24 protein-coding genes and 1 pseudogene are annotated in these 22,804 nt (G+C 49.5%); 23 read left to right on the forward strand and 2 right to left on the reverse strand.

From position 1 onward, the window contains the following. Nucleotides 1-205 precede the first annotated feature (205 nt). From K9N57_04645 to K9N57_04700, 12 genes and pseudogenes are all read left to right on the forward strand, one after another. Nucleotides 206-1,594 (forward strand): FAD-dependent oxidoreductase, encoded by a 1,389-nt coding sequence (locus K9N57_04645; protein ID MCF7803457.1) that lies wholly within the window; start codon nt 206-208, stop codon nt 1,592-1,594. A gap of 239 nt (nt 1,595-1,833) precedes the next feature. Then, nucleotides 1,834-2,301: a hypothetical protein gene (locus K9N57_04650; GenBank protein ID MCF7803458.1), complete on the forward strand. Its 468-nt coding sequence runs from the start codon at nt 1,834-1,836 to the stop codon at nt 2,299-2,301. 145 nt (nt 2,302-2,446) lie between these two features. After that, nucleotides 2,447-2,728: a metalloregulator ArsR/SmtB family transcription factor gene (locus tag K9N57_04655; protein ID MCF7803459.1), complete on the forward strand. Its 282-nt coding sequence runs from the start codon at nt 2,447-2,449 to the stop codon at nt 2,726-2,728. Between the two features lie 28 nt (nt 2,729-2,756). Then, nucleotides 2,757-3,083 carry a thioredoxin gene (gene trxA / locus K9N57_04660; GenBank protein ID MCF7803460.1) on the forward strand — a complete coding sequence of 109 codons (327 nt, stop codon included), beginning with the start codon at nt 2,757-2,759 and terminating at the stop codon, nt 3,081-3,083. 81 nt (nt 3,084-3,164) lie between these two features. Next, on the forward strand, nt 3,165-3,842 hold the full coding sequence (locus K9N57_04665) for an endonuclease III (GenBank protein ID MCF7803461.1): 678 nt from the start codon (nt 3,165-3,167) through the stop codon (nt 3,840-3,842). Further along, entirely contained in the window at nt 3,843-4,580 is a 738-nt protein-coding gene (locus K9N57_04670; GenBank protein ID MCF7803462.1) for a gamma-glutamyl-gamma-aminobutyrate hydrolase family protein, read from the forward strand. 199 nt (nt 4,581-4,779) lie between these two features. Further along, on the forward strand, nt 4,780-5,424 hold the full coding sequence (locus tag K9N57_04675) for an ABC transporter permease subunit (protein ID MCF7803463.1): 645 nt from the start codon (nt 4,780-4,782) through the stop codon (nt 5,422-5,424). Beyond that, on the forward strand, nt 5,425-6,135 hold the full coding sequence (locus K9N57_04680) for an energy-coupling factor ABC transporter ATP-binding protein (protein ID MCF7803464.1): 711 nt from the start codon (nt 5,425-5,427) through the stop codon (nt 6,133-6,135). Next, entirely contained in the window at nt 6,132-6,842 is a 711-nt protein-coding gene (locus tag K9N57_04685) for an endonuclease V (protein ID MCF7803465.1), read from the forward strand. Before K9N57_04680 ends, K9N57_04685 begins: the two co-directional genes overlap by 4 nt. A 132-nt stretch (nt 6,843-6,974) precedes the next feature. Further along, nucleotides 6,975-7,634: a protein-L-isoaspartate(D-aspartate) O-methyltransferase gene (locus tag K9N57_04690; GenBank protein MCF7803466.1), complete on the forward strand. Its 660-nt coding sequence runs from the start codon at nt 6,975-6,977 to the stop codon at nt 7,632-7,634. Continuing rightward, a pseudogene (locus K9N57_04695) lies at nt 7,631-7,810 on the forward strand (PspC domain-containing protein). The gene K9N57_04690 and the pseudogene K9N57_04695 overlap by 4 nt, the downstream one beginning before the upstream one ends. Continuing rightward, nucleotides 7,787-8,356 carry a PspC domain-containing protein gene (locus tag K9N57_04700; GenBank protein MCF7803467.1) on the forward strand — a complete coding sequence of 190 codons (570 nt, stop codon included), beginning with the start codon at nt 7,787-7,789 and terminating at the stop codon, nt 8,354-8,356. Before K9N57_04695 ends, K9N57_04700 begins: the two are co-directional and overlap by 24 nt. A gap of 8 nt (nt 8,357-8,364) precedes the next feature. Here the strand turns inward: K9N57_04700 and K9N57_04705 are convergent, their stop codons facing one another. Together K9N57_04705 and K9N57_04710 are read right to left on the reverse strand one after the other, a co-directional pair. Beyond that, the gene (locus K9N57_04705; protein ID MCF7803468.1) at nt 8,365-8,922 is read right to left on the reverse strand and encodes a cytochrome c; all 558 of its coding nucleotides are present in this window, start codon (nt 8,920-8,922) and stop codon (nt 8,365-8,367) included. Further along, on the reverse strand, nt 8,922-10,130 hold the full coding sequence (locus K9N57_04710) for a PQQ-dependent sugar dehydrogenase (GenBank protein MCF7803469.1): 1,209 nt from the start codon (nt 10,128-10,130) through the stop codon (nt 8,922-8,924). The genes K9N57_04705 and K9N57_04710 overlap by 1 nt, the downstream gene beginning before the upstream one ends. A gap of 249 nt (nt 10,131-10,379) precedes the next feature. Between K9N57_04710 and K9N57_04715 the strand changes: the two genes are divergently transcribed. From K9N57_04715 to K9N57_04765, 11 genes are all read left to right on the forward strand, one after another. After that, nucleotides 10,380-11,069 carry a response regulator transcription factor gene (locus K9N57_04715; protein ID MCF7803470.1) on the forward strand — a complete coding sequence of 230 codons (690 nt, stop codon included), beginning with the start codon at nt 10,380-10,382 and terminating at the stop codon, nt 11,067-11,069. Further along, nucleotides 11,059-12,483: a HAMP domain-containing protein gene (locus K9N57_04720; protein MCF7803471.1), complete on the forward strand. Its 1,425-nt coding sequence runs from the start codon at nt 11,059-11,061 to the stop codon at nt 12,481-12,483. The genes K9N57_04715 and K9N57_04720 overlap by 11 nt, the downstream gene beginning before the upstream one ends. A 192-nt stretch (nt 12,484-12,675) precedes the next feature. Beyond that, a complete protein-coding gene (locus tag K9N57_04725) occupies nt 12,676-13,674 on the forward strand; it encodes a PstS family phosphate ABC transporter substrate-binding protein (protein ID MCF7803472.1) in 999 nt (332 codons plus the stop codon). Between the two features lie 38 nt (nt 13,675-13,712). Further along, entirely contained in the window at nt 13,713-14,639 is a 927-nt protein-coding gene (pstC, locus tag K9N57_04730) for a phosphate ABC transporter permease subunit PstC (protein ID MCF7803473.1), read from the forward strand. Continuing rightward, nucleotides 14,636-15,631: a phosphate ABC transporter permease PstA gene (pstA, locus tag K9N57_04735; protein ID MCF7803474.1), complete on the forward strand. Its 996-nt coding sequence runs from the start codon at nt 14,636-14,638 to the stop codon at nt 15,629-15,631. The genes pstC and pstA overlap by 4 nt, the downstream gene beginning before the upstream one ends. Further along, entirely contained in the window at nt 15,628-16,434 is an 807-nt protein-coding gene (gene pstB / locus K9N57_04740) for a phosphate ABC transporter ATP-binding protein PstB (protein MCF7803475.1), read from the forward strand. Before pstA ends, pstB begins: the two co-directional genes overlap by 4 nt. Before the next feature lie 19 nt (nt 16,435-16,453). Beyond that, the gene (gene phoU, locus K9N57_04745) at nt 16,454-17,125 is read left to right on the forward strand and encodes a phosphate signaling complex protein PhoU (protein ID MCF7803476.1); all 672 of its coding nucleotides are present in this window, start codon (nt 16,454-16,456) and stop codon (nt 17,123-17,125) included. A 319-nt stretch (nt 17,126-17,444) separates the two neighbouring features. Continuing rightward, nucleotides 17,445-18,353, forward strand: a complete 909-nt coding sequence (locus K9N57_04750; GenBank protein MCF7803477.1) for a DUF2181 domain-containing protein — start codon at nt 17,445-17,447, stop codon at nt 18,351-18,353. Between the two features lie 149 nt (nt 18,354-18,502). Further along, nucleotides 18,503-20,035, forward strand: a complete 1,533-nt coding sequence (gene gpmI / locus K9N57_04755) for a 2,3-bisphosphoglycerate-independent phosphoglycerate mutase (protein ID MCF7803478.1) — start codon at nt 18,503-18,505, stop codon at nt 20,033-20,035. Nucleotides 20,036-20,037: 2 nt separating this feature from the next. Continuing rightward, on the forward strand, nt 20,038-21,024 hold the full coding sequence (gene rfaE1, locus K9N57_04760) for a D-glycero-beta-D-manno-heptose-7-phosphate kinase (GenBank protein MCF7803479.1): 987 nt from the start codon (nt 20,038-20,040) through the stop codon (nt 21,022-21,024). Between the two features lie 111 nt (nt 21,025-21,135). After that, on the forward strand, nt 21,136-22,803 hold the full coding sequence (locus K9N57_04765) for a hypothetical protein (protein ID MCF7803480.1): 1,668 nt from the start codon (nt 21,136-21,138) through the stop codon (nt 22,801-22,803). Nucleotide 22,804 lies beyond the last annotated feature (1 nt).

The raw sequence follows: 22,804 nt of genomic DNA on the forward strand, positions 1-22,804 counted from the left end.
TTCTAAATTATGCATTCTAATTGTAACCACGTCGCAGGTCGGGTTGTGTAATAAAGCCAACACTTATGGAGGAAATTTCCAGTATGCCCTGTGTTGAACAATTTGAAATCGGTTGGTAAGTTTACTTCAGCATGAAATTTTCAGACCAACTTCTTCGAGTAGTAACCCTGGTATTCCAATGATTTAAAAACGATCGGAGCACGCAATGGCCCATGACAACAGTAGGAGAATTTTAGTAATTGGCGGCGATGCGGCCGGAATGAGCTTCGCCAGTAAAATTAAACGTGAGCAACCGGAATGGCGAGTAACCGTGCTGGAGCGTGGCAACTATGTGTCCTATGCTGCGTGTGGGATTCCCTATTATGTATCCCGGGACGTTGAGAAACTGGAAAACTTACAGATTGTCACAGCCGACCAGTTCCGCAAAAAACGTGGGGTGGACGTCCGGATGGGGTGGGAGGCAATCTCCATTCATCGGGACGACAAATCCGTACGCGCACAGCACGTCGAATCCGGTGAGAAGGAAAATTTCCAATACGATACCCTGATGATTGCCACTGGCGCCGATCCGGTGAAGCCGCCAATCGATGGTTTGGATCTTGATGGGATTTTTTCCGTCCGGGACCTGAACGACGCCGATCGCATTCACACATTCATCGATGAGCAAAAGCCTGAAACCGCCGCGATTATCGGTGGAGGGTATATCGGCCTGGAGATGGCCGAAGCGCTCCGGTCCAGAGATCTGCAAGTATATCTGATCGAAATGCTGCCGCAGGTTTTGAATCCTATGGATAAACCGATCACGGAGAAAGTGATGGCGGAACTGGACCGGCATGAGGTCCGGACCCGGCTGAACACCAGGGTGAAGCCAATCCGGGGCGAAGGCGGAACCGTCAACACCATTGATATTGGCGAAAATGACGAATCCCTTCCTGTCGAAATGATTATTCTGGGAACAGGTATCCGGCCCAATGCTGATCTTGCTGAACGCGCCGGTTTGGCAACCGGAGAATTCGGCGGCATAACCGTGGATGATCACCTGTTAACCGACGATCCGGATATCTACGCGGCCGGTGATTGCGTGGAGCAGCACCATCTGGTGAGTGGAAAGCCTGCATACGTTCCGCTGGGGCCGGCCGCGAACAAGCATGGGCGGATTGCTGCACTCCATCTCCTGGGTGAACCTGTTGCGTTTCCGGGGATAGTTGGTACAGCCGTAATGAAGGTATTTGATCTGACCGTATCCAGAACCGGATTAACGGAGTCCCAGGCTGAAGAAGCCGGATTTAACTATTTTAGCCAGACGGTGAAAAGCCGGGAACGGGCCGGTTACTACCCGGGCAGTGGAGAACTGACCATACATTTGGTGATCGAGCGCGAGTCAGGCCGATTACTCGGCGCCCAAATCGCCGGCGGAGAAACAGCTGCCAAGCGTATCGATCCGTATGCCGTGGCATTACACAATCAGATGCGAATCCAGGATATTGCGTTACTGGATTTGAGCTACGCACCACCGTATTCCCCGGTGATAGACCCTGTCGGGCTGGCTGCTCAGGTTGCTTCAGGAAAAATGAATAAAATGCCGGGAACCTGAAAGGGAACAGAGAATAATCAAGCGATATGGAAAATTTGGAGCAAAGGTGTCTTTCGGAAGACCCTCATTGTACTTGTAGACATTTGAGATGAGATATGAACGAGTAAAACTGCAGAAATTTACGTATGATAAATTCCTGCTCGGTTTGTATATTCATGCGGAATGAAAAGAAACAACCCCGCACATAACAAACATATTGGTTATTATCGGGTTAACATGAAGAATGTGGGAAGACATATATGACTCCAGAACAATTCTTGCAAATTGAAAGAACCGCCAGGCCAGATTTAGATGAGGACGGCACCGAGACTGCTGAATTATTCGACGACACGGTCTCGAAATGGGGAAATGAGTGGCAGGAATACGGGAGTTTTCGGTTGACCACGGGAAAGCACGGTCTTGCGCTTCATTTTCAGTTACCCACCGGGAAGCGTGAGGTGGCGATATTTTCACTTCGAGCTGAACACGAGCACGGAAATTTCAATCTGAAAGGCCCCGATGCCGATCGGGAACGCAGGAAGCTTTCAGATAGGGAGCTGGACCTCCTGGATAAAATGTACGATAACTGGCGTGCACTTCCGGATAATGAAGGACAGGGCACCAAGGCGATTACACTCGATTTTTCCAATACGTCTGAAGACGCCCTGAAAGATTACCTTGACGTCGCAATCACTACCGCCGAAAAATGGTTAAACGGACAAGAGTAATCCTCAGGGCATTCACTGCAACAATTTGTTCAACTAAGTACCTATTACACTAGCTTTATGGATTATCCCTTGTGGTACATTTGAATATTCTCTACATTAATCGACATTAGAAAATGCGAATATTCTAATATAATGATATAATTCGATGCAAATTGACTATCAAAAAGAGTCTGAGATTTTGAAAGCGCTGTCAAACCCAATCAGACTGAAGATTATTGACGCCATCCGGGAGCGGGAGGTTTGTGTGAGTTCGCTGGAAGAAATTACCGGCGCGAGCCAATCCTGTGTCAGTCAACATCTGTCAGTGTTGCGAAACCTGGGGATGGTGGAGACTTCACGGAATGGAAATCTGATCTGCTATTCTTTGAACAATCGACTGGCAGAGCGGATAGTCAATAGCATCTATGAAGAATATAAATCTGATTAATTGCAAGTAACGAAGGAGGATTTATCCTATGGCTGCAAATACTGTTGAACTAACGGATGATAATTTTCAGAATGAAGTGATGGAGTCGGACGTTCCGGTACTGGTAGACTTTTGGGCTGACTGGTGCGCACCTTGTAAGGCGATAGCCCCCGCAGTGGAAGAGATCGCAAATGAGTACCAGGGAAAAGCCAAGGTCGGTAAACTGGATGTGGATAACAACCAGCAGACCGCGATGAATTACGGTATCCGGAGCATTCCGACGTTGCTGATTTTCAAAGACGGGGAAGTGGCCGAGCAGATTGTTGGCGCCGTACCAAAGAAGCAATTGAGTTCCAAACTGGACTCGGTTATCTAACCGTCCAAAACTGAGAACTCCTTAAATATATGCGGAGGCTCTCCAATACCGGAGAGTCTCCGCTTTTTATTACGAAATCTTATGGAACCGACAGCACAGAACGTTGCTTGGGTGGATGAACGTCTGGCAGAGGAATACGGAAGACAGGAGCAAAAGTCCCGGCCAGGTCCACTTGATGACCTGATAAAGACTATTCTCTCCCAGAATACTTCCGATGTAAATAGTCGACGGGCATATGCATCCCTGCGGGAACGATTTGATACCTGGGAAGATGTCCGGACGGTCGAAGCAGAGGAGATTGCTGAAGCCATTCGGAGTGGAGGGCTGGCAAATCAGAAGAGCCGTCGGATTCAACGAGTATTAAACTGGTTACATGAAAATTACGACTCTCTGGATATTGAATGGATTTGCCGTGAAGATCCGTATAAGATGATTGACCTGTTTACCGGTATAAAGGGGATTGGTGTCAAGACAATCTCCATAGTGCTCTGTTTTTCCTGCCATAAGAATATTTTCCCGGTGGATACCCATGTGAACCGTGTCTGTAGGCGACTCGGATTATCACCGAAAAATGCTACGCCAACAAAGACGTTTTGGATTATGGACGACCTGGTGCCGGACGGAGAAGCCAGGACATTGCATCTCAATGTAATCCGGCACGGACGAACCGTCTGCACTGCCAGGAATCCCGGGTGTGAACAATGTGTATTGCTACCACAATGCAACTATGGAAAAGTACAAATGCAGGATAAATCATAGATGACGAAAATCGCAATTTACCTGACCGGCACAACCTATCCGGAAATTCGGTATTCCTACGGCGATTTTGAGGATTGGTTCGCCAGAGGACTCACTAAATTTGGTGTTCAGACTGTTACCTGTGATGTCCGGAAGGAGGAATACCCGGCCTTGGATCAGGTTGATGGCATTGTAGTAACCGGGTCACCTGCTTCGGTCGTCACCGATCCCGAACCATGGGTAGAGCCACTGAAAAAGCATTTACGCACGGTGCTGGAGTCCGATATTCCCACACTTGGGGTCTGTTTTGGACATCAGATCCTGGCAACCGCAGCGGGAGCAAGGGTGGAGCCGCATGCTCTTACCAGAGAGATCGGCACTGTTGAGCTTTCGTTAACCAAAGCGGGGGAAGATCATCCATTATTTCAGGATATCCCAGTACAATTCCGGGCGCAGGAAACCCACGAAGATGTGGTGACCGGTCTGCCGCCAGGTCTCGGTATTGAAATACTTGCGGAAAACCCGCATAACCCATATCAGGCGCTGGCGTATTCCAACAATGCATTCTCCGTCCAGTTTCACCCGGAAATTACCGCAGATATTATGCATGCCTACCTGCAAATCTATGGGAAGAAATTAGTTAAAACCGGGGAGCTCTCGTCAGAGGAATATGAGGAAATTAAGCAGGGCATTCGGGAAACATCCACAGGTGATACTGTCTTCAGGAATTTTTGTCGTATCGTATCTGCCCGGCTGTGATAATTCCGGCCCCAAACTTTCTCCTGGATCACTCGTTCAACTTCCGGAAAAAATATATTTCCATGGTTCAGCACTCATCTGCATGATACAATATTCTTGATTTTATCGCTGGACACCCCTAACCTTTTCAACATAATAATTCATCTATCTGAAAATACCTTTTCGGATAACAAGGTTCACTAACAGAATATAAGAGGTTATGCTTCAGGAAGCATTTATACAGCTATTTACCGGCGAAAAGATCGTCTGGATGAATCTGGCGAACGCCGTGGAAATTGCAGGCTATGCAATCGTGATTGCCCTGCTGGTCAGCATTCCATTTGGCCTTCTGATCGGGATTGAGCGTTTTCCCGGAAAACGCCTGCTCCTGTTCCTGGTTCATCTCTGGATGTATGTCCCGGCTGTCGGCCTCGGTATATTTCTGTATTACCAGTCAACCGGTGAATTTATTTCCCCAATCGGACTCATCCTCTGGAGTGCAATACTGATTATCCCATTGATGACAGGGCTGATTGCCGATATCCTTCTGGAGCGGGACCAGCGAGTTGACGAGGAAATCTATGCACTCGGTGCCTCGAAATTGCAGATGTACTTTACCCAGATGAATGAAAAGCGAACAGCAATTTACGGCGCCATCTCTGGAGGCTTCGCCCGGATATTTATTGAAATTGGTTCGTTTTACCTCGTGCTCAGTTTCCTGTTTGGACAAGGATTTCCATCGAAGCCGGTATTCAATTTGTCTGGAGCCAGTGCGCACCTCGCTGTTGCGCTGGGGTTATTCCTTATCGGCGGAATAATTTATCTCGGTATTCATTTTCTGCAATTCTACCGGAGGCGTTTATAGATGCCGAACCTCATCGAAATTAGCGATATCCATCACCAGGTACATAAGCGCCTGTCTATCGATATCGATCAGCTCTTCTTCCAGGATGGGCCGATCTATGGACTGATTGGTGAGGCCGGCTCGGGTAAAACAACTCTCCTGAGAATTTTAGCACTGCTCCAGCCGGTGGAAAAAGGAAAGATTACCGTATTTGAAACTCCGGCCGATGCGAAAAAACACCCGAAACAACTCCGTCGGCGCCTCGGCTATCTGCCACAGCAGCCCACGATGTTTTCCGGAACGGTGGCGGACAATATCGCCATGGGGCTCCATTTTCGACGAAAGGATGAAGAGGAAATTGAGGCGCGTGTAAAAAACCTGCTCGCGGAATTCCATTGTAGCGATCTGGGACGCGTACCGGCGAATCAACTCTCACGGGGACAACAACAGATTGTCGCCCTCTTGCGGACGCTGGCGCCTTACCCGGAAGTACTGCTGATGGATGAGCCCTCTACGCACCTGGATAAGGATCAATACGATCTGTTTCTCAACTATATCAAAATGCTCAACAATGATCGTGGCGTTACTATTATACTTTCCACCAAGTCCAAAGATATTGTACGGCGGGTTGTGAATATTTCTATCAGCATGCGGTACGGCAAAATTGTCCGGATACGAACCGGGGAACACCAGCTCAAAGACGAAAACGGTTCAGGCCCCCGTATCTCGTGACAGTAGACCGGAATCATCCCTGGGATTTAAGCCCCGCCGATGCCATACACCTCCAACAGGAAATTAAAGAACTGATCGTCCATCACTGGGACAATCGAGAGGTCCGGACAATCGCAGGCGCGGATGTTTCGTATATCCGGCGGTGGCAACAGGCGTTTGCGGTTATAGCGCTGTTTGAAGTCGAATACGGTAGTTCCGGAATAATCCTGCATCACCTGAAATCGGTGACAGACTCCCGGGAGATAACGTATCCGTATATTCCCGGTCTTTTGGTGTTCCGGGAAGGCCCGGCGCTGGAAAGCGTCTGGCAACGCCTGGAGAAGAAACCGGATCTATTGATGTTTGATGGTGCGGGAATAGCCCATCCACGGCGATGCGGGTTGGCTGCACACCTGGGATGGCGGTGGAATATTCCGGCCATCGGATGCGCCAAGTCCCGGCTGACCGGTGAGGCGGAAGAGGTTGGTATCGAAAAAGGGGCACACGTTCCGTTATTCCACAAGAAAACGCAGATCGGAAACGTCGTTCGGACACGGACCCGGGTGAAACCGCTATACGTATCCCCGGGACACCTGATGGATTTTGAAACGGCGGTGGATTGGACCCTCCAAACTACAACAAAATACAAATTGCCCAAACCGACCAGAATTGCAGATAACCGGACTAAAAAGTTAGTGCGGGAATATCAATCCACTCATGAAACCTGAGTTTACGGATATTGACGATGTTCGTAAAATTGAGCCTCTGGTAGCCGTCACAGTGTACCGAAATTATACGACCGGTATCCCTTGTAAAATATTCCGTTTCACACTATCGTCGAATCCCGTAAATTATAGTCTATGACAGCATCGTCGCTACGGCAGGAACGGGAAAATATGGTGAAGGTCCAGCTGAAAAGGCGGAATATTGCTGACAAGCGGGTACTGGATGCCTTTCTGAAGGTCCCCCGCCACGAATTTGTCCCGGAGAAATATCGGAAATCGGCATATACTGACAATCCGATCCCTATCGGATATGACCAAACCATCAGTCAGCCGTATGTGGTGGCACATATGCTGGAGGAGGTCTCGATTCAGGAGACCGACCGGGTGCTTGATATCGGTACAGGATCAGGGTACGCTGCGGCAGTTGCAAGTCTGCTATGTGATAGGGTTTACGGCGTTGAGCGGATTAAACCGTTAGCCGAGCGAGCGCAGCGGGTGTTAACATCACTGGGGTATGACAATGTGGAGGTGAAATGTGGCGACGGTTTCAACGGTTGGCCGGAAAAATCGCCGTTCGATGTTATAATGTTAGGAGCAGCACCGGCTGAGGTGCCTGACGCATTAAAAGAACAACTTGCAGACGGCGGGCGGTTAATAGCACCGGTCGGTGAATTGCAACAGGAACTCGTGATTTTAATCCGGACTGGCCATTCATTTGAAGAAACAACTGGTACAATGGTTCGGTTTGTCCCAATGAAACACGGTAAATACTCAACAGAGGAGAATTCCAGATGAAACGGCTCTACAAATCCAGAACTGACCGGGTCATTGCAGGTGTCTGCGGCGGAGTTGGAGAATATTTTAACCTCGATCCCGTATTGATCCGCATTTTGTGGGTGCTCTTTGCGGTATTGGGTGGCAGCGGAATTCTTGCCTATATCATCGGAATGATCATTATTCCGGAGCCACCTGAATCCGTAGCGGAAAACCACGGCTCTTCCACTCCGAAACGGGATCGCTCAACCACCCAAACGGTTTGGGGAGTTATTCTGATTGGCATTGGCCTAATTGTGTTGTTACAACAATTCCATATTTTTCGGTTCTTCTCCGCCCGATTCTGGCATGTGAGCTGGGGAGTCATTTTTCCGATATTTATCATACTCATCGGAATACTTATCCTTTTCCGGCGTCAGGAGTCCCGAAAAAATACATCGAATGTATCCGACAGCGATGTGGGCGAAGAAGGTTCTAAATCAAATATTACCGGCGGAACAATTGTCCGCCCGAAACGGGACAGAAAACTTGCCGGAGTCTGTTCCGGGTTAGCGTACTACCTGGAAATCGATCCGACAATTGTGCGGTTATTATGGGTGATTGGCGTCTTTGCCACCGGCGGAGTTGCGGTGTTACTCTATATCATATTGGCTATTGTATTACCCGAAGATAGCTTTGAGGAATTTGACGATACTGCGTCTGCGCAGGCAAGCAGCTCACCTGGCGATAAAGGAAATACCTAAACGATTGTTCACTCCGAAAAGGTTGTATAGGCCTGGCGGGTTGGATGAACGGTGAGGGTATCACTCTCGCTGATGAGGAGTAATTTCGAGTGTGGTTGAATTTGTAAATCGCCTACAATCCGCCAGGTGTTTTCTGCCAGAGTTGCGTGTAGTGTATCTCCAGCCGATGTAAGTACAACCTGTGTGCCCTCAGTTACCTCCCCAGCTATGGAGCCGTCCGACACTTCTGTTATAACCAGAAACGGTTTCCCTTTGCTAAGCCCCAGATGATACTGGTAGAGTGCCTCCAGAGAATCCCCATGTACCGGCGCTCCTCCTGGACCGGCTGCCATCTCGTCAACTGTATGCTTTAACTCTGCCGGGGAAAGATCCGCCGCAAACTGGTCACCATAGAATGAACCGCCCGGGCCGTGGCATCGGGCACACTGGTTATTAAAGTATGAGATAGGGCGGAAGTCCAGGGTTTTACTCCCGGCGACAGAATCGGCACCTGAGAGTGGTGGAATTTTGGCGATGAAGAAAAAGAGAATGCCGAGAAAACCTAACGGTAGAAGATATCTGTTCATCAGCGACCAGTATATGTGATTCTGTAAACACGTCCGCCGTGGTCTCCGCTGAACAGAATTGAACCGTCTGGTGCCTCCACACAATCAACCGGGCGCTCCAGTACGGTTTCGCCGTCATCCGCCAGGGTCTGGACAATTTCCAGTTCACCGTACGGATCGCCGGTTACGTCGTCAAACAATACCCGGACGACGGCGTATCCAACCTTGACACTGCTGTTCCAGGAACCGTGCTGAGCCACGAAGGCATCACCCTGATGGTCGGGAGGGAAGTGGTTATTTTCAAGGCTGACGAAGGTGAAGCCGTTGGTGGCCACGTGAGCTCCGAACATCCACTCCGGCGGTACCGTTTTCGACGCGAGATCAATGATATCGTCCCGGTCGTAATATTCGACGCGCGGCAGAATATTGCCCACGATAAACGGATGTCCGTAGAATTCGCCTTTTCGGTAATGGTTAAACTCATCCGGTGGATTGTGATCCGTAATCGGCTGTTGGGCACGAGTATCGCCGATGGGCCGCCCGTACCAGTCACTACCGTGATCGGCGCCCCAAACTTCGTCAGTACCAGGGCGAAACCGCAATTTTTCGGTGTTTCGGATACCGGAGACAAAGAGTTCTTTTTCCATCCCATCAAGTGAGTATTTCCAGATCTTCTGCCGCTCGGTCTCCGTCTGGATACTGATATTCCCGCCGTCACCGATTGAGGTATATATTCCATCATCCCCCACTAGGAGTGAGCGCCACCAGTGTCCGCCTCCTTTGCTGTAGATTCTTTCTTCCGGGATCACCGTTTCTACTTCGTTGGAAACGCCGTCTCCATCGGTATCGCGGCTTTTGTGTACGGCGCCGGTCTGGGTGAACCAGAGCCAGCCGTCTTTGTAGTGTAAACCGTGCACTCTGGAATAATTTTCCACGTAAGTAGTACGGGATTCGAAGAATCCATCACCATCCTGGTCAGTGAGCCCGACGATATCTTCATGCCGCGGTCGGCTGACATACAAGGTACCGTCGTCGCCCATCTCCAGGAATCGGGCATTATCCAGATTATCTACGGCGAGTGTGACTTCGTAACCCGGACGTACCTTAAAGTCCGGCAAATCTTCCTCGGTCATATTTTGTGCACACGCAACGCCGGTAATACTAAAAAATGTTAAAACTATTGTTGCAATACCCATCGTTGGAATAGTGATAAAACGTATATATCTCATTCGTCGCTTCTCCGGTTTGTGTATTCGCTATCGCCAATTGACGAAATAATTCATGCGTCCCTGTAACAGTCGCCATGTAGCCATGTAAATATAATAAAAAATCGGTCTCACCCGTGACAATTGCAACATTTCCGTATTCAATCTTTAATATCCCCGTTTGGAATTCCGATGTTTTACAGAATTTTTACTTTGGACTTTTTCCAGTCTGCTTTATACTTGTCTGACGAATTCATAATGGGAGATCTATTTGTGGCCAGACAAATCCTGATTGCCGACGACGAGGAAGATTTTCTGGAAATTCTCACCTACAACCTTGAGAAGGAAGGATTTGACGTTATCGCAGTGCAGGATGGCAAAGCGGCAATGGATGCCCTGGATACTAATCCCGATCTTATCATACTTGACGTGATGATGCCGGAGATGGACGGATACGAAGTGTGCAAGGCCATTCGCGCTAAAGGCATCGACACGCCGATTATTTTCCTGACTGCCAAAGATTCGGAATTCGACGAAGTCCTGGGCCTGGAGATCGGCGGTGACGATTATATTACCAAGCCGTTCAGCCCGATGACGCTGATTGCCAGGGTACGGGCTCATCTGCGCAAGTTACAATCCGAACCAACCCCAGAGATAATCCACATCGGCAAACTCGCCATCGATCCCGAGAATTATACGGTGAAATTGGATGGGGAAGAGATAGATTTTACCAAAACCGAATTTAATTTGCTTGCATATCTGGCGCAACGTCCCAATGTGGTCCACAGCCGGGAAACACTCTTGTCAAGTGTGTGGGGGAATGATACTTTTGTCATTGACCGAACCGTGGATGTTCATGTCGGGAAAGTCCGGAAAAAGCTAAAAGATTATGGCCAATATATTGAAACCAAGGCCGGCGTGGGATATCGACTGAACACCCGCCGAATTGAAAATGGGAATTAGACGCAGACTCCACCTCTCTTTTGGTGGGATTATAGTCGGCGGGCTTATCCTGCTCACCGTCTTACTCTCTATCCTCACAAAAAGTTATCTGTATGACCTGCTAACCGACAATCTCCGCAAGGAAGCACACGCTATTGAACAGATGCTGGAGTACCTGCCGGAGAATGAATTCGCTCTGGCACTGGATTCCCTCGCGACGACGCTCAGCCGACAACTGAAAATCCGGGTGACCTTCATGTCCGAAACCGGCGATGTTCTGGCGGACTCAGATGTGGACTATGCCGCTCTGGATACAGTGGAGAACCACATTAATCGCCCCGAAGTGGGCGAGGCCCGTGAGATTGGCTGGGGTACCGGCCGGCGCACCAGTGCTACAGTACAAGAGCCGTTTTTGTACGTCGCCATACATCAAATTGAGCCGGCAACTCCCGTGTCCTATGTCCGCTTGGCTATGCCGCTTAGTGAGGTCAACAGCACTGTCCTGCATTTACGGATGCTCCTGATCATCGGCGGTGTTATCATACTGATTATTGTGAGTGGCACGACCTTTTATATGTCTTCCCGGATTACGAATCCGTTGAATAAGATGGCGCGAACGGCGCAGGCCATTGCCGATGGAGATTACTCAGCGCGGACCAGGGTCTCCGGCGAGGATGAAATGGGTAAACTCGGCGATGCGCTGAACCGAATGGCTGAAACAATCGAATCCGACATCCGGCAGATGCGGAAACTGGAACGGATGCGCACCGAATTTATAGGAAATACTTCCCACGAGCTGAAGACGCCAATCGCGTCGATTAAGGGATACATTGAGACGTTGCTCTCTGGTGGGCTTGATGACAGAGAGGTGAATGTCCGGTTCCTGGAACGAACGCTACAGAATGCCGACCGCCTCCAGCTGCTAGTGCAGGATCTTATCCAGATATCCCGAATCGAGAGCGGTGAAATGCGGATGAGCCTCCGGTATTTTAATATCCTGGAGCTGGCCAGAGATCTTGAACAGGAATACGCCCCGCAATTCAGGGACAAAGCGGTCGATTGGCGGCTCAGGATACCGGAGCAGGGTGATTTGAAAGTCCGGGGGGATATGGCCAGGATTAAACAAGTACTCACCAATCTAATAACCAATGCAATGAAGTATACCCATGAGGGTGAGGTCGTACTGGAAATCGAAGATTGGGAGAACAAGGTCAAAATTGCTGTCAGGGACACCGGCCCCGGCATTCCTCCTGAATACCAAAGCCGGGTATTCGAGCGGTTTTATCGGATCGATAAGGACCGCTCGCGCAACATCGGCGGCACCGGGTTGGGACTGGCTATCGTAAAACACATCGTCTCTGCTCACGGTTCGGAAATTCAGCTGGATAGCGACGGGCAATCCGGATCAACCTTCTGGTTCCTGCTTGAAAAATAGAGAAATGTGTCTGGCCGTCTGCCGGGATTTTACAAAATTTTTACATATCTTTAATACTTGGATTACATTGATGTGTTACACTCATTTATCTATGAGAGGGAAAATATTGTCTAAAGTAATATCGCCGGGTTTAAGTCAACAATCTTCATTTCATTTTATAACTTACACATCGGCTAAAATTGAGGGGGCATCATGAAGAAAGTATTACTGTTTGTTACCGCGGCATTCTTATTAATTGGATGTGGCCAAAAGCAGCAAGAGGGCATCACCGGGAAAATTTCAATTGATGGATCAAGCACAGTGTACCCAATCACCGAGGCGGTGGCTGAGGAGTTTATGAAGGAGTACAGTCGGGTACGTGTGACCGTTGGCACGAGCGGTTCCGGGGGCGGCTTCCAGAAGTTTACTTCCAAAGAGACAGATATCTCGGATGCGTCGCGCCCTATCAAAGAGACTGAAATTTCCAAGGCGAAGAAGAATGGCGTGCAATTTATCGAACTCCCGGTGGCGTTCGATGGATTATCCGTGGTCGTGAATCCGAAAAATGACTGGGTGGACTATTTAACTGTCGAAGACCTGGAGCGGATGTGGAAACCGGAAGCCCAGGGAAAAATTACGCGCTGGAGCCAGGTTCGATCCGAATGGCCGGACAGGGAGTTAAACCTGTATGGTCCGGGTGTCTCCTCCGGGACGTTTGACTACTTTACGGAAGCAGTTGTTGGCAGAGAAGGTGCAAGCCGGGGCGATTATACCGCCAGCGAAGACGATAATGTGCTGGTGCAGGGCGTAGCCGGTGATATCAATGCACTCGGTTTTTTCGGATTTGCATACTACCATGAGAATCAGGACAGGCTCAAAATTGTGCCCATCGATGACGGAAATCCGGATAACGGTAAAGGCCCGATTGCTCCGACTTTTCAAACCATTGGGAACGGGACATACCAGCCGCTGGCCAGACCGTTGTTTATCTACGTTAGAGAGGAATCAGCGAACCGGGCAGAGGTGCAGGAATTTATTCACTTCTTCTTTGAAAATGCCCCCCAACTGGTACAGGAGGTTGGCTATATTCCGCTGAGCGACACCACATACGCGCATGCAATGGATCGGTTCGAGGAGCGGGTAACGGGATCTGTGTTCAGCGGCGGCTCCCAGGTCGGTGTTAACATCAATGAACTGCTGCAGACCCGGTAACGGTAACCGTCATATACCGAGGAGTTCAGGGGTAAAACGTGAGTAGTACCCAAAAATATCGTGGATTTCGACTGCCCCGGAAGCAGTATATTACGGAGAGAATCATTCGGGGCCTGCTGTTTGGAAGCGGAATTCTCTCCATCTTTGTAACGATCAGCATTGTGGTTATCCTGGTCCTGGAATCGTCTAAATTTTTTGGCTATGAAGATGTGAGTCTGATCAAATTCCTGACAGATACCCAGTGGACCCCGTTATTTGCAGACAAGCACTTCGGTATTATGCCGCTGCTAGTCGGAACGCTGATGGTGGCATTTATCGCCTTACTGGTGGCGCTGCCGCTGGGATTGTTGAGTGCCATCTATCTGAGCGAATATGCCAAGCGTAACGTGCGATCGTTTTTAAAACCTCTGTTAGAGATTCTGGCGGGGATTCCGACAGTTGTATACGGATATTTTGCGCTGGTGACTGTCACGCCTTTCCTGCAGAAACTGATTCCGGGACTGGGCGTCTTTAATGCGTTGAGCGCCGGAATGGTGATGGGAATTATGATTCTGCCGATGGTCTCCTCATTAAGCGAGGATGCCATTCGGGTGGTACCGCAGAGCCTCCGGAATGCATCAACTGCATTGGGTGCAACGAAGTTCGAGACCACAACGAAGGTGGTGGTCCCTGCGAGCCTGTCGGGAATCGTCTCGGCATTTATTCTGGCGGCATCCCGGGCCATCGGTGAAACGATGATCGTTGCCATTGCCGCCGGGATGAACCCCACACTTACGTTTAGCCCGTTCAATTCCGTAGAGACGATGACCGCGTATATCGTCCAGGTGAGTCTGGGGGATACTCCGGTGGGGACGCTGGAATACCAGAGCCTGTTTGCTGTGGGTATGGCGCTGTTTGTAATGACACTGTTCTTTAACCTTATCTCTCATTTAGTAGTGAAGCGCTACCGGGAGGTGTACCAATGAGCAGTCTCAATATTTCCAGCAGAGAAAATCAGGAATTGTTTCCCGGAAAACCCACCAGATCCCTGGGAGAGAATAACTCCACCATTGAAAGGAGCCACCGGTATGGCACCATATTTAAATGGGTGGCGGTAGGGGCAGCCTCCATTGCTGTGGCCGTGCTAGCAGTGTTGCTGTTTGACATCTTCACCGATGGTGCCGGGAGGGTTAACTGGGAATTTTTCCAGAACTATCCATCCAGGCATCCGGAAGGAGCTGGTATCAAATCGGCGCTATACGGGAGCATCTGGGTCATTGTATTCACTGTAATCATTTCGCTGCCGTTGGGAATTGGCGCGGCGTTCTACCTGGAGGAGTTCGCCCCCAAAAACCGGCTGACGGAGATCATCAACATCAATATTGCGAATCTGGCGGCTGTGCCCTCCATTGTATACGGTATCCTGGGACTGGCGCTCTTTGTTAGAGCATTTTCCCTGGGACGCTCGGTGCTGGCAGGCGCGTTTACCATGGGGCTGTTGATTCTACCCATCATCATTATTGCTTCCAGAGAAGCCATACGTGGTGTGCCGAGCTCTGTCCGGGAGGCATCGATGGGGTTGGGAGCCACCAAATGGCAGACCGTGCGGCATCATGTCTTCCCGCAGGCGTTTCCCGGCATCCTGACCGGAACGATCCTGGCACTGTCCCGCGCAGTGGGGGAGACGGCGCCGCTGATTATGATTGGCGCGCTGACCTTTGTTCCCTTCGTCCCGGGGAACATTGAATCGTTGTCAGATGTGCTTTCCGATCCGCTGGCGCTCATCACCTTTGCGCCGTTCGATGGATTCACCGTGCTCCCGATCCAGATTTTTAACTGGGTCTCGCGGCCGGAAGCTGCTTTCCATGTGGCAGCCGCGGCAGCAATTGTGGTGCTCCTTGCGATACTACTCTCTATGAATGCACTGGCAATTTTTCTCCGCTATCGATTTGAGAAGAAAGGACCGCAGAACCGATGAACGAAGCGCTCATTGCCAACGAAGGATTTGACGGCGCAACTGAAAAAATGGAGAGCATTAACCTATCGGTCTCCTATGGTGATGACCCTGCCATCAGTGAGGTTTCGATGAAGGTATACGAAAACGCCATTACGGCGTTAATTGGTCCGAGCGGATGCGGGAAAAGTACTCTTCTGCGAAGCTTTAACCGGATGAATGAATTGATACCGGGGGTGAAGATAGACGGACAAGTGCTTTTTCATGGAGAGGACCTGTATGCCAAAGATGTCGATCCTGTTGCGGTGCGCCGACGGATTGGTATGGTCTTCCAGAAACCGAATCCATTTCCCAAATCCATCTATGATAATGTGGCGTTTGGACCTCGAATTTATGGGTATCAGGGTAACATGGATGCCTTGGTGGAAGAATCGCTGAAGTCGGCGGCTCTCTGGGACGAGGTTAAAGATAAACTGGACAGTAACGGGCTGGAACTCTCCGGTGGCCAGCAGCAGCGGCTCTGCATCGCCCGGACCATAGCGGTAAAGCCGGAAGTTATTCTTATGGACGAACCGACCTCAGCCCTTGATCCGATAGCGGCCGGTAAAATTGAAGATCTGTTGCAAGAGCTCAAAAAAGAATATACAATACTTATTGTGACCCATAACATGCAGCAGGCAGCCCGAGTGAGTGACCTGACGGCGTTTATGATGATTGAGGAAGAACGCCGGACGGGAGTATTAGTAGAATACAACCGAACGAATGAACTCTTTACCAATCCGATAGTCCAGAGTACCCAGGATTATATTACCGGACGATTCGGCTAATAGAGCGCAGGAGCAATCTATGACAAAACGTTTTGTCAGAGAACTGGAACGGCTCCGGGATCTTCTCCTGGAGATGGGGAGTCTGGTTGAAGACCAGATCAACGGGATGATTAAGGCGCTGATGACCCGGGACAAAGATCTGGCCAGAGAACTCATTGAAAAAGATAAAGAGATCGATGACCTGGAAATTAAGATTGACCAGCTCTGCGAGGAAATTATCGCGTTGTCTCAACCGGTGGCATCCGACTTGCGTCTTATTGTCGCCGGATTTAAAATGAGTAACGACCTGGAGCGCATGGGGGATCAGGCGAAGAATATCGGCATACAGGTCGTACATATGAAACCGGTGGACGAATCCACCCTTAAGAAAATGCGGTTGGACGTGATGACGTCTTTTGTGGAGGACATGGTCACCGACGCGCTGGATGCCTTCGTCCACGGCGATGCACCCCAGGCAAAGAGTGTGTGCGATATGGATGATGAAGTCGATAACATCAATCTCTACCTGATGAAAAAATTCGGTGACGAGGATGGGTTCGGGCTCTCCGACGCCCAGCGGGTTAACCTGCTGATTATTGTGCAAAATCTGGAGCGGATCGGCGACCTTGCAACAAATATCGCTGAAGATGTAATCTTCCTGGTGAAAGCGAAAGTTATTAAACATGGATATGAAGAATTTGATGAATCCTGAATCTTTTTTGGCTTCTTAATTTCTGTCAGTATTGCAGCGAATGAATCAATTCCAACCTTTATTGGTTCGGCTTCATGACCACATTCGTTCATATTTAAATGAGAATGCCTCCTTTTGTCCTGTAATCCTCACCGATCTTGAGGTTGACTTTGATAATTCTTTTGTAAGAAATACCCTTATTCCGGCAATGCGGTGGTTTCAGATAAAATATGGTATAAACCCGGGTTTTTTGGCTTCCGGGAGGAATACCAGCGATGGCAAAATTTTAAAATCGCTGGAAAAACACTCGGGACCATTCCGGCTCCAAATAGATAAGAACTTGATAATTAATCGGGACACCCTTTCGTCTAGCCCGGAAGACTATCTCAGGAATCAGGGATACCAGGCGATTGTGTGGATTGGCGAAGGTGGTCCGGTTGAAGATGAACATCAGTTGATAATAACACCGGAGGAGATTTCGCGCGCCGCTGGTGGAAATTATGGGCTCTCCCAGATAATTACCGAGCAGGATTTGCCGGACAGTATTTTGTATTGCTGGCATGGTATCAACGATTACGAAAATCTACGTCGGTTTTTGGACTCTTCAGTTCAGTGGGGAGAAGTTGACGTTCGTGTTGACCCGGAATCCGGAGAGCTTATCTCCCGACACGATAGTCTCGCCAGATCGCCTAGGTTTAGTAATGAGGAATTTCTGACACTCCGGGAATCGCTGGTTAGATTTAAAAAAAATGATCGCGGCGTGAAAGTTGACCTCAAGATGGGTGGTGCGGTAGTTGCGGAGACCCTCAAACTTCTAAAATCACTGGGATTCTCCGCAGAGGAGGTATGGTTTCATGCAGATATCCAGGTCATCGGAATTCGTGGATTTAACTCACTCGTTACGACGTACCCGTATGCTATGGTACAGACCACCATTGATCCGTTGGCGCCGTTTATTGCGGGAGTTCCGCCATTCGGCAAATGGATGTTGCGTTTTGCGAGACACTGGGGCGTGAACCGGTTTCTCCAGACGTGGAAAAGCCGGTACCGGGTACGGGTTTTGGAGAGGATGGAGAGATGGGGATTACCGGTAAACCTGTACCAGATCCCTGATCTGGAGGAATTCCTGAAGGCCGTACTCCTGCTGCCGTCCTCAATTACCACCGATTTTAATTTTCCGGAATGGGGATATTACGGTCGGGGTTCCGGGCAGAATCTGCAGTGGCATGAATACCCGGATCACTGTTGAGGTTTTTTTCGCCCGCCAATTTATAGGTGGGTGCCAGGGACGCCCAATCATTCCTTTTGATAATAGCTGAAAATTTTCTCCGCCATCCGGCTTGATAGGTTCTGCAATTCTCTCTAAATTAAGTAATTTTAAAATACCAAGTGCAGGAGATCTCGAAAATGCGAAATGTGACATTGATAATTATGGACGGATTGGGGTTGCGGGAAGATGAAGAGGGTAATGCCGTCGCCAAATCCGGGGTTCCCCATCTCAAGCGATATATGAAGGAGTATCCTATGGTGCCAATCAGCGGTTCGGGGACCGACGTCGGGCTTCCTGATGGCATTATGGGAAACTCGGAAGTCGGCCACATGAATATCGGTGCCGGCCGGGTAATTCCACAGGATGTGGTGCGGATATCCAAGGCAGCTCAGGAGGGCGACCTGGCGGATAATGACACCATTCGAGCCCAGTTGAATCATGTAAAGGAACACAACTCGGCCTGGCATCTCATCGGATTACTTTCTGACGGTCAGGTACACAGCTATAACAAGCATGTCTATGCCTTGCTTAAGGTTGCCAAAGATGCCGGAGTTGAGGACGTCTATATCCATTGTTTTATGGACGGCCGTGATACGTCGCCTACCGGGGGGAAGGACTACCTCGCCGAACTCCAGGCACAGATCGACGAAATCGGCGTCGGAACCATTGCGTCGGTGATCGGGCGCTATTACGCCATGGATCGCGATAACCGGTGGTCGCGAACGGAAAAGGCTTACCGTCTGCTCACATATGGCGAGGGCAATGAAGCCTCCGATCCGGTGGAAGCGGTAAAACAATCTTACGATGAAGACGTGACGGACGAATTTTTGCAGCCCATCGTTATAATGCGGGACGGCGAACCAGTGGCAACGATTGATGACAAAGACGCTGTCTTCGGATTTAACTATCGTGCTGATCGGATGCGCCAGATTACAAAAGCGTTTACGCTTCCGGATTTTGAGCCGTTCGACCTGAAAAATATGGATATCAATTACGCTACGATGACTCAATATGACGAAGAATTTGACCTGCCAGTTGCGTTTCCACCCATCCACACTGAACAAGTGCTTGGGGAAATTATCGCCAATCGGGGTTTGAACCAGCTGCGGATAAGTGAAACGGAAAAATATGCGCATGTGACCTACTTTATGAATTGCGGCCGGGAAGAGCCGTTTGCGAACGAAGACCGGGTCTTGATCCCGTCTCCCGACGTAGCGACGTATGATCTACAGCCCGAGATGAGCTGCCCGGAAGTGACGGAACAGGTCCTGGAAGCCCTGGACAGCGAGAAATATTCCCTCATTATTATGAACTATCCCAACCCGGACATGGTAGGCCACAGTGGCGATATCGAGGCCACAACGAAGGCCGTCACAACTGTTGACGAAGCGGTTAACCGGGTTGTGGAAAAAATCCTCGAACAAGACGGAATTGCCATTCTAACAGCTGATCACGGTAATTCAGAGCAACTTATTGACGAAAATGGTGGACTCCACACCTCGCATACCACGAATCCTGTCCCGTTTATCGTTATCGATAAGCACAAAAAACATACCCTGCGGGAGGGGGGCCGGTTAAGCGATATCGCCCCGACCATTCTCAGGTTAATGGAAATTGAACAGCCCGAGGAAATGACCGGCACCTCACTGGTCACTGATTAAATATGACACAGGACGAGACAACTGCTCTCCTGGAATCTCTTCAGGATTTTCAGGGAAAAAATATCGCCGTCGTCGGTGACGTAATGGTGGATATTTACCACCGCGGGACAGTCAATCGCATTTCACCGGAAGCACCGGTCCCGGTGGTCAGTATTGACAGCGTTGAGCACCATCCCGGTGGAGCAGCAAATGTCGCCATGAATTTGAAAGCGCTCGGCGCCGAAGTCGATTTGTTGGGCGTGACGGGTGAAGATGTCAATGGCGATGTGTTAATGAGTCTCCTCAGAGAGGCCGGTATCCGGATTGACGGTTGTGTTTCCGATCCGGACAGACCGACTACGGCAAAAACCCGTGTTATTGCCGGATCGCAGCATGTAGTCAGGACCGATCTCGAGACGACCAACATATTATCTGATCGACACCGTGAGGCCCTGGTAGAATTTTTAAAGGCCGGATTGTCCAAGTATGATGCCGTGATCTTACAGGATTACAACAAAGGTGTCCTCCAGCCGGATACTATCAGGACAATAATCAAAACCTGTCGTTCCAACGATGTAATCGTAACGGTGGATCCGAAATTTCAGCACTTTTTTGAGTATCGGAATGCTACGATGGTCAAACCGAATCTCAAAGAAGTAGAAAGCGTGCTGGGTCGAACCGTTCAGACGGACGGACAGATTGCCGACGCCGGTAAAGAGCTCATCGAATCTCTGGAATCGGATTATTTGCTCGTGACATTGGGGGCGAGAGGTATGGAACTCTTTGCAAGGTATGATACCTTTGAACGGTTTCCGACACAGGCAAAAAAGGTGGCCGATGTTTCCGGCGCAGGCGATACGGTGATTGCGACAGTTACGCTTGCCCTGGCAGCCGGCTCGGATCCGAAAACGGCGGCTATCCTTGGCAATATCGCTGCCGGCAGAGTTTGTGAAGAGGTTGGGATCGTCCCGATAACTGTTGAGACTTTGCGGAACAGTATTTCCGGGTAAACGTACACAGGTTGCACAAATAGCGCATTCTGAGAGGGACTTTCTGCTTTGCACTTCCCTCTGTGGTGCATAATTTCGGATAAAAGTTAACCGTCGCATTTACAATTATATATGACGCATACTAAAATCATCCTTGTTTTCGTTGGCCTCTTTGTATTTCATTCCACCGCTATCTGGGGTCAATCCGAACGGGCCGCCCGATATGAGCCCGGAGACTGGATTACCTACGGTAATTTTCACTATATCACCGGTTTTGCCAAAGGGGATAATCAATTCTTTATCGGGACTACACACGGAGTACTTCGATATGATCAGTTGTCCCGGGAGTGGAAATATCCGTATACCGCCGGGAGTGGTTTGTCCGATAGTTATGTCTTGAACGTCCAATATGTGGATTCCAACCAAAAATTATGGGTTTTTACGCGGGGAGGAGTGGATGTCATATCCCTGGTGACCAATCGTTGGGAGCATATCGAAAATACGGAACACATCCTTCGATCAGACGTCCGGCGAGTAACGGTTCGAAACTCAGGACAGGATGTGTATGTTGTCAATGGAGCCAATCGTGTCTACCGAATCAATAAGTTCACACATTACGTCAGGGAAATTGAGAATTTGCCCTCGAATATCGGATCGGATACCCAGGCAATTCCGAATCCGTTACCGCTGTACAACCTGAACGGACCGTGGATAATCGATCGCAATACGAACCGGCTGGAGGATGACAATTTCCGGGAATATCCCTTTACTTCGATGGTCAGGGATTCACGCCAGCAAACCTGGTTGGGAACCTGGGGAGCGGGGTTTATCCGGGCAGATGCCACCTCCAAAGTGGGACGAGTGTGGCGTATTGGTCCAATTAGCAACGCGGTCGGAGCCATGTATAAAGATGGGGAGCAGTTCTGGTTCGGCGGAGCGCAGTCTCGTTATTCAGGGCCGCCCTCAATCGAAGGTGAACCGGGCATCTCCTACTGGGATATGGACCGGGATGAGTGGCACCATTGGCGTCAGAATGAAGAATATCGTATCAATGACGCAACTATTTATAATATCGACGGAGACGAGCACAGTGTATGGTTTGGGACAGAACGCGGCCTCCTGCATTACAGTAAGGAAAAATCCCGGTGGATGAATATTTCCAACTCATCGCTTGGATCCCATCAAGTGTACGAGGTGCTTGTTCAGGATACCTCCGTCTGGGTGGCCTCCCGATCCGGACTGTACCGTGTAAGCAATCCCACCGGGGGATTTACAGAGAATATCTCCATCCTGAAAGAGCGCATGATAGGAGTATACGCGTTGGCTCGAATCAACAATATACTTTATGCCGGAACAGATAATGGATTAGTTGAGTTAGATTTGGCAACTATGGAAATGAAATATTACGACCGGAACGGCAATTATGTCCCTGCGGAAAAATTCAGTGAATTTCGGGTGTATGCTATCGCAGCTGGGAAAAACAATGTATATTATGCCAACGATTTTGGATTATTTGAACTGAATCTCGTATCGAAATCGGTGCAAGAACTCCCGAAAATCGGTATTTACGCCCGGTCAATTCCACGAAAAATTGAAGTGGGCCCTGGTGGAGTATGGGTGGCTTTCGATGATGGGTTGGGCCAGTACAACCCGGAAAACCGGGAATGGGAATACTTCACACGCGAGGACGGATTGGCCTCGAACCTGGTTTATGATATCGTTCCTGAAAACGAGTATATTTGGATTGCTACTCACCAGGGTGTGACGCGATTCAATCCATCAAATCTCAACTTACGATAGA

Source organism: Candidatus Neomarinimicrobiota bacterium (genome assembly GCA_021734025.1).
Classification (GTDB): Bacteria; Fidelibacterota; JAANXI01; order JAANXI01; family JAANXI01; genus JAANXI01.

Coding starts and splice junctions, on each gene's coding strand:
- pstB (MCF7803475.1), top strand. CDS start 15,628: ATGAACGAAGCGCTCATTGCCAACGAAGGATTTGACGGCGCAACTGAA.
- K9N57_04705 (MCF7803468.1), bottom strand. CDS start 8,922: ATGAACAGATATCTTCTACCGTTAGGTTTTCTCGGCATTCTCTTTTTC.
- K9N57_04645 (MCF7803457.1), top strand. CDS start 206: ATGGCCCATGACAACAGTAGGAGAATTTTAGTAATTGGCGGCGATGCG.
- K9N57_04765 (MCF7803480.1), top strand. CDS start 21,136: ATGACGCATACTAAAATCATCCTTGTTTTCGTTGGCCTCTTTGTATTT.
- K9N57_04725 (MCF7803472.1), top strand. CDS start 12,676: ATGAAGAAAGTATTACTGTTTGTTACCGCGGCATTCTTATTAATTGGA.
- K9N57_04650 (MCF7803458.1), top strand. CDS start 1,834: ATGACTCCAGAACAATTCTTGCAAATTGAAAGAACCGCCAGGCCAGAT.
- K9N57_04655 (MCF7803459.1), top strand. CDS start 2,447: ATGCAAATTGACTATCAAAAAGAGTCTGAGATTTTGAAAGCGCTGTCA.
- pstA (MCF7803474.1), top strand. CDS start 14,636: ATGAGCAGTCTCAATATTTCCAGCAGAGAAAATCAGGAATTGTTTCCC.
- K9N57_04670 (MCF7803462.1), top strand. CDS start 3,843: ATGACGAAAATCGCAATTTACCTGACCGGCACAACCTATCCGGAAATT.
- K9N57_04720 (MCF7803471.1), top strand. CDS start 11,059: ATGGGAATTAGACGCAGACTCCACCTCTCTTTTGGTGGGATTATAGTC.
- K9N57_04710 (MCF7803469.1), bottom strand. CDS start 10,130: ATGAGATATATACGTTTTATCACTATTCCAACGATGGGTATTGCAACA.
- K9N57_04700 (MCF7803467.1), top strand. CDS start 7,787: ATGATCATTATTCCGGAGCCACCTGAATCCGTAGCGGAAAACCACGGC.
- K9N57_04675 (MCF7803463.1), top strand. CDS start 4,780: ATGCTTCAGGAAGCATTTATACAGCTATTTACCGGCGAAAAGATCGTC.
- trxA (MCF7803460.1), top strand. CDS start 2,757: ATGGCTGCAAATACTGTTGAACTAACGGATGATAATTTTCAGAATGAA.
- phoU (MCF7803476.1), top strand. CDS start 16,454: ATGACAAAACGTTTTGTCAGAGAACTGGAACGGCTCCGGGATCTTCTC.
- K9N57_04680 (MCF7803464.1), top strand. CDS start 5,425: ATGCCGAACCTCATCGAAATTAGCGATATCCATCACCAGGTACATAAG.
- K9N57_04665 (MCF7803461.1), top strand. CDS start 3,165: ATGGAACCGACAGCACAGAACGTTGCTTGGGTGGATGAACGTCTGGCA.
- K9N57_04690 (MCF7803466.1), top strand. CDS start 6,975: ATGACAGCATCGTCGCTACGGCAGGAACGGGAAAATATGGTGAAGGTC.
- rfaE1 (MCF7803479.1), top strand. CDS start 20,038: ATGACACAGGACGAGACAACTGCTCTCCTGGAATCTCTTCAGGATTTT.